At 71.8% G+C, this 1,222-nt stretch carries 1 protein-coding gene; it reads left to right on the forward strand.

Annotation, left to right across the window (positions count from 1 at the left end):
- Positions 1-256: 256 nt before the first annotated feature.
- Positions 257-1,222, forward strand: a 966-nt coding sequence (locus tag BN903_RS03835; protein ID WP_079890567.1) for a DUF1611 domain-containing protein, incomplete at its 3' end; no start/stop codon positions are given.

Below are 1,222 nucleotides of genomic sequence, written 5' to 3' on the forward strand. Positions count from 1 at the left end.
TGTCGCCTCCGGCGTCCTCACGGCTGCCCCTTCGAGTCCCACCCCGCACCACACAGCGACCGCACCTCACACCTCCCCAGCCTCGTCGCTCGCTCCGGGCTCCCTTCGGTCGCCCGGTCGCTCGCGACTCCCTCGCGCGTGCCGTCTCGCGGTCGCCGGTGGCGACCGCTCGCGGGCACGCGCCACCGCAGAAAATCGGGTCCGACGACCGACTCGCCCCGACCGGTTTAAGAGCGCCGAGAGCGAGCGACTCCGCATGGACACAGAGCGGATCGCGGTGTTGGCCCACAAGAAGTTCCCCGACCGCGCGAAGACGGCGCTCGGCGTGATGCGCTACGGCGACCAAGAGGTTCTGGCGGTCCTCGACCGCGACCGCGCCGGCGACCGCGTTCGGGACCACGTCCCCGACATCGCGGACGCGCCGATAGTCTCATCGTTCGCGGACGCGCTCGCGGCCGCGGACGGCGACCTCGACGCGCTCTACATCGGGATCGCGCCGATCGGCGGTGGCTTCGACGAGTCGTGGCGCTCGGATGTCGAGGCCGCGATCGAGGCCGGCTGCGACGTGGTGAGCGGGCTTCACTACTTCCTGAACGAGGACGAGGAACTGGCCGCGCTCGCCGACGAACACGGCGTTGACCTCGTCGACGTCCGGCGACCGCCCGACGACCTCACGGTCGCGACCGGGGCCTCCGGCGACGTGGACGCGGACGTGCTGCTCACCGTGGGGACCGACTGCTCGGTCGGGAAGATGACGGCGTCGCTGGAGATCGTCGCGGCCGCCCGCGAGCGCGGGATCGACGCCGCCTTCGTCCCGACGGGCCAGACCGGGATCATGATCGCCGGGTGGGGGAACCCGATCGACCGCGTCGTCGCCGACTTCGCCGCGGGCGCGGTCGAAGAGATGCTCGTCGAGGCCGGCGGCGACCACGACCTGCTCGTCGTCGAGGGGCAGGGGAGCATCGTTCATCCCGCCTACTCGGCGGTCACCTGCGGTATCCTTCACGGGTCGATGGCCGACGGCCTCGTCCTCTGTCACGCCGCGGGCCGGGAGGTCGTCCACGGCTACGAGTCGTTCGAACTGCCGCCGATCACCGAGTACGTCGACCTCTACGAGGGGCTGGCGAGTCCCGTCCACGAGACCGCGGTCGTCGCCGGCGCGGTCAACACGAAGGACGTGGCCGACGACGAGGCGGCCGCGGACGCGGTCGCCGAGGTCGCC

This window comes from Halorubrum sp. AJ67, assembly GCF_000513435.1.